This is a genomic window from Roseomonas rosulenta (assembly GCF_016106005.1).
GTDB classification, from domain to species: domain Bacteria; phylum Pseudomonadota; class Alphaproteobacteria; order Acetobacterales; family Acetobacteraceae; genus Neoroseomonas; species Neoroseomonas rosulenta.
The window spans coordinates 1-7,778 of sequence record NZ_JACADR010000218.1 but is presented as its reverse complement, the minus strand read 5'-3'; the positions used below and the strand labels follow the sequence as shown (position 1 = coordinate 7,778).

The window sequence follows — 7,778 nt, the reverse complement described above, 5'->3', positions numbered from 1 at the left end:
CGGCACCTCGGGCTCCGGGCAGCCGAGCGATCGGGCGACTCGCGGCGCCAGCGCGGCGACGAAAGCCGGCACCACCACCGCGTCCAGCGCGCGGGCCTCGGCCTCGGCCACGCCGGCGAGGCGCGGCCCGGGGCAGGGAAACAGCTCGACACGGTCGTTCATGGGTTCCGCCTGGCCGGGCGGGCTGAGGCGCACCGGCTGCGCGTCGCCGCGCGCCTCGGTCGCGATGTCGCGCGGATCCACCCCCTGGCGCTGCATCATCGCCGCAACGGCGGCCACGCGCGCGCGGCTCAGCGCCGCGGCCCCAGGGTCGCGGTCGGCATGGCCTGTCAGGCAATGGCCGCGGAATTCCGGCGGGCGCGCCGGCCGCAGGAAGGCCAGCAGCGCGTCGCGCGCGTCCTGGCTGATCTCGGCGCTGCCGGGGGCGAACAGCATGACCGTGCCGATCGGCGCATACCCGTGCGACGGGCCGGCCATGCCGGCCGCCGCGAGCATCCCGAGCATTGCGGCCCATGCGCTGCGCATGGCGCGCAGCCTAGGGCAAGGCCGGGCCTGATGGGAATCGCCGTGCCGCAGGGCGCCGCATCAGAGCGGCTTCTGCGCCTTTTCCAACAGACGGCCGAAGAAGCCGGGCTTCTTGGGCGGCTCGGCCGGCTTCGGCGCGGCGGCGGCGGCTTCGCGCGCTTCCTCGGCGGCGCGGCGTTCCTTGGTGGCGAGCCACTTCTCGAGGCTCATGCCTGCCCTGGCTGCGCGCTTCGCCTCATAGGCGCGCTGCGCTTCCGTCATCTTCCGATCGCTCATCGCCGGGACCCCCGCTCGCTGCGCGGTGAATGGCGCGCGCCGCGCCTTCCGGCAAGGGGTGGGGCGTGCGAGGGTCGGCCGATGACCCCGCACCCTGGCCCCGGCAAGCAAGCCACACCAGCCACGAGCGGCCCTGGCGGCCCGAGGCTCCGCCTCGGGCCGGGAGCGCAAAGCGCGACCGCGCCCAACCCGCCCGCTGCCAAAAATGCGCCAGTGCAAGGCGCGCAAGCCAGGCCGGCGGATGCCGGCGCGCAGCGTTTGAGGGCGCAGTAAACATGGAACCCAAGGTCAAGGCCGGCATCTGGGTCTCGATGGCGATCCGCCTGTCGGACATGGCCGGCCGCCCCGCCGCCGTGCTGCGCAAGGGGGATCCGGATTCCGGCGGGATCCTCTGCATCCTGCGCGGGCGCGAGGGCTGCGTCGTGCTCTCCCAGGCGCGCGACGCCGAGGGACGCCCCGCGTGGCTGCGCGGCACCGGCGCCGCCCCGATCGAGGAAGCCCTCGCGCAGGCCTATGTCGAGCGCCAGGTGAAGCGCGACCCGGACCTCTGGGTACTGGAATTCGAGGCACCGGACCTCCAGCCGCCTTTCGAGGCGCGGATGATCTGAGCCGGCTGATTCGCCAAGACAGGATACGCTTTTCGCTGGCGATGTCGGCGACGACGACACCATACTGGTTCTACCCCTTCCATAGTTGAAGTTTGGGGGGCGCGCGGGCGCGGCTCGGCCGCCACCGCGTGGATTGACCTAGGGCCAGCGCGGGTTCGAACAGTTCGCGGCGCCGACTCCGGCAATGCAGGAAGCGGCCAGTGGCCCGCTTGGCGCGCACCGGCGGCGTGCGCGAGCACGACCTGCGGGATCTGAACGCCCCCACCACATGAGGAAGGCCCTTTCATGCTCAAGCGAGACCTCATTCGCGCATCCGCCCTGGCCGGCGTCGCCGCCCTGGCATACCCGGCGCTGGCTCAAACCGCCCGCCCCGGCATCCTCGGCGCCGCCGAAGCGGCCGAGGCGGCCTTCATCTTCGGTCTGCCGATCGTGATGAACTATGCGGTGATGTACGAATTCGCCATCGACCGGACCAGCGGCCAGTTCAAGGCGCCCTTCAACACGATTTGGAACGACGCGCAGGTCTTCACTTGGCGCGACACCGCCGTGCCCACGCCCAACAGCGACACGCCCTATTCCATGAGCTGGCTGGACCTGCGGGCCGAACCGATGGTGCTCTCGGTCCCGGACGTGCCGGCCGGCCGGTACTTCTCCGTCCAGGTCTGCGACGGTAACACCTACAACGTCGGCTACATCGGCAGCCGCACCACCGGCCACGGCGCGGGGACCTGGATGGTCGCGCCACCGGGCTGGCAGGGCACGACGCCCCCCGGCATCCGCGGCGTGATCCGCTCCACGACGCAGTTCGCGCTGGCGATCTTCCGCACCCAGCTCCTCGGACCCGACGACATGCCCAACGTCGTCGCAGTCCAGCGCGGCTACAAGGTGGAGCCGCTCTCGGCTTTCCTGCGCCAGCCCGCGTCGCCGGCAGCACCCGAGATCCGCTGGCCGCGCGTGAACGCCGACCTCGCGAAGCACCATTTCTTCGACTACTTGGCCTTCGCGCTGCAGTTCAACCCGCCGCAGCCGAACGAGGCCGCGATCCGCGCGCAGCTCGCCTCCATCGGCATCGACGGCCGCGGCACGCCGATGCCGAACTCCTTCCTCGATCGGCTCGAACTGCTGGCCGCCGCCTTCGAGGGCGAGCGCAAGGTTGACGCCGCCGTCGCCGCCGCCGGCGTCGAGATGAATGGCTGGCGCGTGACACCCATCCCGGGCAGCCCGGAGGCCTACAACGGCGACTGGCTGCTGCGCGCCGTCGCCGCCAAGGCCGGCATCTACGGCAACAGCACGGAGGAGGCGACCTATCCCTTCACGCGCACCACCGCGACCGGGGAGACGCTCGACGGCAGCAAGGGCCGCTACAGCCTGACCTTCGCCGCGAACCAGTTGCCACCGGTCAATGCCTTCTGGTCGGTCACCATGTACCACGGCGGCAACCAGTTGCTCGTGCACAACCCGATCGACCGCTACCTCATCAACACGCCGATGCTGTCGGGCATGAAGCGCAACCCGGATGGCGGCGTGACCATTCACATCCAGAAGGATGACCCCGGCGCCGATCTCCGGCCGAACTGGCTGCCGGCGCCGGACGGGCCGATCTACCTGGTGATGCGCCTGTACTGGCCGAAGACGGAACAGCCCGCCCTGCTGCCGATCGGCCGCGGCGCCTGGCAGCCGCCAGGCATCGTCAAGCTGGGCTGAAGCGACACGGCAGGGCCGCCGGGCCGGGCGCGGCCCGCGCGGCAGCACCCCGCACCGAAGGCCGGCAACAGCACCCGGTCCCGAGGGCCCTTTCGGACTCCGGGCCATGGGCCCGCAACAAGAGCCGGACCACAACGCGGGCGCAGCGCCCGCCAGACGAGGAAAGGACAAAGACCATGACCATCACACGACGCGCCGCACTCGGCGGCCTCGGCCTCGCCGCAGGCGCCGCCGCCATGCCGCCAGCCCTCGCCGAGGGCCTGCGCCTGTTCGAGGGCATCGAGGATTTCTGGACCGCGAGCGAGGCCTACATCTTCGGCTACCCGCTGGTCACCATGGAGATGACGCGCCGCGTCGTCACCAACGTGCCCGCGGTGCAGGGCACGCGCGGCCCGATGGGCCACATCATCAAGCTGCGCGAATACCCCAATTCGTCCTTCCGCGACGTCACCGCGCCCAATGCCGACACGCTCTACACCACCGCCTTCTTCGACGTGGGGCGCGAGCCCTGGATCGTCAGCCTGCCCGAGATGAACGGCCGCTACGCGCTGTTCCCCTTCCTGGACGGCTGGACCACGGTGTTCCAGGTGCCGGGCAAGCGCACCACCGGCACCGGCCCGCAGACCTACGCCATCACCGGCCCGGGCTGGACCGGCACGCTGCCGGCCGGCGTCACCGAATACAAGTCGCGCACCAACCTCATCTGGATGCTCGGGCGCATCTACTGCACCGGGACGCCCGAGGACTACCGCGCCGTCCACGCGCTGCAGGACCAGGTGAAGCTGCAGCCGCTCAGCACCTGGGGCCAGGCCTATACGCCCCCGCCCGGCACGGTCGATCCGTCGATCGACATGCGCACCGCTGTGCGCGAGCAGGTGAACCGCATGACGGCGGTGGAATACTTCACGCTGCTCGCGCAGCTGATGAAGCAGAACCCGCCCGCGCCCGCCGATGCCCCCGCCCTGGCGCGCTTCGCGCGGATCGGCCTCGTGCCCGGCCAGGATTTCGACGCCAGCAAGCTGCGCGCGGATTTCGCCAGCCGCATCCCCGCCGTCTCCTTCGACCGCATCATGGTCCAGTTCAGGGTCAACCCGGCGGTGAAGGACATCAACGGCTGGGGCTTCACCACGCGCACCGGCATCTACGGCACCGACTACCTGATGCGCGCGCTGGTCACCGCCATCGGCCTCGGCGCCAACCGCCCGCAGGACGCGGTCTATCCCACCTCGCTCAAGGATGCCGACGGCAACGAGTATAACGGTGCCAACCGCTACGTGATGCGCTTCCCGCCCGGGCAGCTTCCGCCGGTCACCGGCTTCTGGTCCCTGACCATGTACGACGCCGACTACTTCTTCGTGGCGAACCCGATCAACCGGTATTCGATCAGCGCCCGCCAGCCGCTGAGCCGCAACCCGGACGGATCGGTGGACCTGCTGATCCAGCACGCCTCGCCCGGCGCCGCGCGCGAGTCCAACTGGCTGCCCGCACCGGCGGGCAAGTTCATCCTGATGCTGCGGCTCTACTGGCCGAACGAGGCCGACCCCTCGATCCTGGACGGAAGCTGGGTGATCCCGGCGGCCTCGAAGGTCGGCTGACCGGGGGTTGGCGCCGGCGAATTCACGAGCCCTCGTGGATCGCCGGCGCTATCCTCATCCGCACAGTTCCGCTTGGCGTCGTGTGTCACCGCAGCCGGAAAGGACCTGTGCCATGACCACCTACATCATGCTCGGCAGTTGGACGGACCAGGGCATCACCGCCATCGCCGAATCCCCGCGCCGCCTCGATGCGGCGAAGGGGATGCTGGCGGAGATGGGCGGCAAGATGCTCGCCTACTACATGACCACGGGCGAGCACGACATGGTCGCGATCTACGAGGCGCCGGACGACGCCGTCGCGGCGCGCTTCTCCCTCATGCTCGGGCGGATGGGCAATGTCCGCACCCGCACGCTGAAGGCCTTCCCCGAGGAAGCCTACCGGGCGATCGTCGGCTCGCTGCGGTAGCGGCGCCACCGGTCGGTCAGCCGCAGTTCGACCCGCCGGGCGTGATGCGTGTCGCCTGATCCAGGCATCGCAAGCCGGGACGGTCGCCGGATGGCGCCGCCACCCTCGCCGTCGGTCCGCTTTGCAGCGGCCAGGTTCTGCCTGATCATCAAGGCCCGGCTCGCTGCCAGGCCGCCATAGACGCTCAACTCCTTTTCATGAGGCCACCAGCATGACCACCCGACGCGATCTCGCAGTCCTCGCCGCCGCCGCTGCCTCGCTGCCCTCCGCGCTCCGTACGGCCCAGGCCCAGCCGCTCACCGGCACGCCGACGCCGCCGGTGCTTCGCTACACGACGCCGATGCCCTCCGGCGTCATCATGTCGGCGAGCGTCGAGACGGGCTTCGGCCGGCTCAACTTCTTCGACGGCGTGCCGGATGCCGAAAGCACTCGGCTCATCTACGACAATCTCGATCGGCAGCGCGCCCTGCAGGCCTACCTCCTCGCCCTGCCTGCCGTGAACCAGGCGGCGAACCGCAACGCCATCCTCAGCGTCGGCCCGATCAACCAGACGGTGCCGATCTGGGAACGGCTGGTGGACAGCCGGACGGTCGAACTGACGGCGAACAACAACACGCCCTACACATGGTTCTGGGTCGACCTGCGCGGCGGCCCGCTGGTCGTCGAGGTGCCGCCGGGCGTGCTCGGCCTGATCAACGACATGTTCTATTCCTGGGTGGCCGATGTCGGCATCACCGGCGCCGATCGCGGCCGCGGGGGCAAGTATCTGCTGCTGCCGCCGGGCCACCGGGGTGGGGTGCCTCAGCAGGGCTACACCATCGTGCGCCCGAAGACCTTCCAGAACTGGCTCGCCTGGCGCAGCTTCCCCGTCAACGGCGACTTCCGCCCCGCCGTGGACTCGGTGAAGCGCCGCACCAAGATCTATCCGCTGTCCCGAGCGTCGAACCCGCCGCGGCTGACCTTCGTCGACATGTCCGAGCGGCCCTTCAACATGGTCGGCCCGTCCGATTTCCGCTTCTGGGAGATGCTGAACGACGTGGTCCAGGTGGAACCGAGCAACGCGTCCGACCCGGTCACGCTCGGTTTCTTCGCCTCCATCGGTATCCAGAAGGGCAAGCCCTTCCAGCCCGATGCGCGCATGCGCCGCATCCTGACGGAGGCCGCCGTGGCCGGCGATGCGACGGCCCGCGCGCTGTCCTATCGGGCGCGCGATCCGGAGGCGCGCATCTTCAACGACCGGCGCTGGCGCTTCGCCTTCCAGGGCGGCTACCAGTTCCTGCATCAGCCGGGCGTCGCCAACCTCGACGCGCGCGCCTTCTTCTTCTTCCTGGCGACCGGCGTGACGCCGGCGATGGACACGCAGGTCGTGGGCGAGGGCTCGACCTATCCCTGGACGGCCGAGGATGCGCAGGGCAACGCGCTCGACGGCGGCAAGACCTATCGCCTGCACCTGCCGGGCCCGGTGCCGGTGCGGACCTTCTGGTCCACCATCGTCTACGACACCCAGACCCGCTCCATGCTGCAGACCGACAACCGCTTCCCCTCGGTCAGCAGCCAGAATCCGGGCCTGCAGGTGAATGCCGACCGCTCGGTCGATGTCTGGTTCGGCCCGACCGCGCCGGCGGGGAAGGAGAGCAACTGGGTGCAGACCGTGCCGGGGAAGTCGTGGTTCATGATCCTACGGCTCTACGGCCCGTTGCAGCCCTGGTTCGACAAGAGCTGGAAGCCGGGCGACATCGAGCTGCAAGGCTGACCTGGCGGCGCCGTTTCGGCGGTCTCGACACTGCCGCACGAACCGGCGACAGCCACTCCGCCCCGACGCGCCACGTGCCACGTGGCGGCGCTGAAAGAGCCACTGGCCCATTGGCGGGGTGGTCTGGACCGGCAGCGCCCCTCCTGCAAGGCGTCCGCCCTACCGGTCCGTCAGCCGCAGTTCGATCCGCCGGTTGCGTGCGAGCGCGGCGGCACCTTCGCCTGTGTCGATCGGCTGCGTATCGCCGAAGGACGTCGCCGCGACGCGGTTCGGCGGCAGCCCTTCGGCGATCAGCAGCTGCGCCACGGCGATGGCGCGCGCCGCCGCCAGTTCCCAGTTGCTGGCATAGCGTCCGCCGCGCAGCGGCGAGCGGTCGGCATGGCCATCGACACGCACCACCCAGGCGATCTCGGGCGGGATCCGCGGCGTCACCTCCAGCAGCACGCGCGCCAGGTCGCGCACCTGCCGCCGCCCTTCCTCGCTCAGATCCGCCGAGCCGGGGGCGAACAGCACCTCCCCCTGGAAGACGAAGCGGTCGCCGACGATGCGCACTTCCGGCCTTTCGCCCAGCACCTGGCGCAGGCGGCCGAAGAAGTCGGAGCGGTAGCGCTGCAATTCCTCGACGCGCTGCGCCAGCGCCGCGTTCAGCCGCTGGCCGAGCTGCGCGATCGTCGCCTCCTGCGCCTGGCGTTCGCCCTGCGCGAGGTCGAGCGCGGCGGAGAGCCGCGCAAGATCGGCGCGCAGCGCCTCGATCTGGCGCGACAGCAGGGCCACCTGCGCGCGCGCGGACTCCGCGAGCCGCACCTGCTCCACCGCCTGCGCCTCCGCCAGCCGGCGCTGCTCCTCGGCAAAGCCGGCCCGCTGCGCGGCGGCGGCGGCGGCGGTTTCGGCCGCGCCAGCACGGCGCACCG

General features: G+C 70.6%; 9 protein-coding genes. 5 read left to right on the top strand and 4 right to left on the bottom strand.

Going from position 1 to position 7,778, the window contains the following annotated elements; all coding sequences use genetic code 11:
* Both HW578_RS19960 and HW578_RS19955 read right to left on the bottom strand, forming a co-directional pair.
* A partial coding sequence (locus HW578_RS19960; RefSeq protein ID WP_198372472.1) for an OmpA family protein occupies positions 1-525 on the bottom strand: 525 nt, incomplete at its 3' end.
* A gap of 60 nt (positions 526-585) precedes the next feature.
* On the bottom strand, positions 586-801 hold the full coding sequence (locus HW578_RS19955; RefSeq protein ID WP_198372471.1) for a hypothetical protein: 216 nt from the start codon (positions 799-801) through the stop codon (positions 586-588).
* Positions 802-1,076: 275 nt separating this feature from the next.
* Between HW578_RS19955 and HW578_RS19950 the strand changes: the two genes are divergently transcribed.
* The 4 genes from HW578_RS19950 to HW578_RS19935 all read left to right on the top strand — a co-directional run bounded on the left by HW578_RS19950 (position 1,077) and on the right by HW578_RS19935 (position 5,114).
* Positions 1,077-1,409 (top strand): DUF1491 family protein, encoded by a 333-nt coding sequence (locus HW578_RS19950; protein WP_198372470.1) that lies wholly within the window; start codon positions 1,077-1,079, stop codon positions 1,407-1,409.
* 285 nt (positions 1,410-1,694) lie between these two features.
* Positions 1,695-3,113 carry a DUF1254 domain-containing protein gene (locus tag HW578_RS19945; protein WP_198372469.1) on the top strand — a complete coding sequence of 473 codons (1,419 nt, stop codon included), beginning with the start codon at positions 1,695-1,697 and terminating at the stop codon, positions 3,111-3,113.
* Positions 3,114-3,289: 176 nt separating this feature from the next.
* Complete coding sequence (locus tag HW578_RS19940; protein ID WP_198372468.1) at positions 3,290-4,708, top strand: DUF1254 domain-containing protein; 1,419 nt, start codon at positions 3,290-3,292, stop codon at positions 4,706-4,708.
* Positions 4,709-4,820: 112 nt separating this feature from the next.
* Positions 4,821-5,114, top strand: coding sequence for a GYD domain-containing protein (locus HW578_RS19935; RefSeq protein WP_198372467.1), 294 nt, complete (start codon positions 4,821-4,823; stop codon positions 5,112-5,114).
* On the opposite strand, the gene HW578_RS19930 is transcribed toward HW578_RS19935, so the two are convergent.
* The gene (locus tag HW578_RS19930) at positions 5,084-5,302 is read right to left on the bottom strand and encodes a hypothetical protein (RefSeq protein WP_198372466.1); all 219 of its coding nucleotides are present in this window, start codon (positions 5,300-5,302) and stop codon (positions 5,084-5,086) included. The two genes, HW578_RS19935 and HW578_RS19930, sit on opposite strands and share 31 nt — an antisense overlap.
* Before the next feature lie 23 nt (positions 5,303-5,325).
* Here HW578_RS19930 and HW578_RS19925 point away from each other — a divergent pair, with 23 nt between their 5' ends.
* Positions 5,326-6,867, top strand: a complete 1,542-nt coding sequence (locus HW578_RS19925) for a DUF1254 domain-containing protein (protein ID WP_198372465.1) — start codon at positions 5,326-5,328, stop codon at positions 6,865-6,867.
* Between the two features lie 159 nt (positions 6,868-7,026).
* Here the strand turns inward: HW578_RS19925 and HW578_RS19920 are convergent.
* Positions 7,027-7,778 (bottom strand): peptidoglycan -binding protein (locus HW578_RS19920; protein WP_198372464.1); only part of this gene is annotated, 752 nt, incomplete at its 5' end.